Source organism: Bacillus pretiosus (genome assembly GCF_051294775.1).
Taxonomy (GTDB): domain Bacteria; phylum Bacillota; class Bacilli; order Bacillales; family Bacillaceae_G; genus Bacillus_A; species Bacillus_A wiedmannii.
In genome coordinates this window covers 1-286 of record NZ_JBPPHF010000478.1, presented here as the reverse complement: position 1 = coordinate 286, position 286 = coordinate 1, and the positions used below count along the sequence as shown (strand labels likewise).

Sequence of the window (286 nt, the reverse complement as noted above, 5' to 3'; positions counted from 1 at the left end):
TATTATCATAGTAACGTGAATAGTGATGAAGTACTGTACTATGTAGAAGGAAACTTAATGAGCCGGAAAGGTGTGGAAGAAGGTTCTATTACACTTCATCCGAGCGGAATTCCTCATGGGCCGCATCCTGGGAAAACAGAGGGAAGTATAGGGAAGAAAGAAACACTTGAACTAGCTGTTATGATAGACACGTTCCGTCCGCTTCGTATTGTAAAGCAAGCACATGAAACAGAAGATGAAAAATATATGTAAAGCTGGATTGAAGAAGGTTCACATACTGTGAAAT

1 pseudogene is annotated in these 286 nt (G+C 39.9%); it reads left to right on the top strand.

From position 1 onward, the window contains the following. A pseudogene (locus ACSG5Z_RS31815) lies at nucleotides 1-252 on the top strand (homogentisate 1,2-dioxygenase); the annotation flags it as partial. Nucleotides 253-286 lie beyond the last annotated feature (34 nt).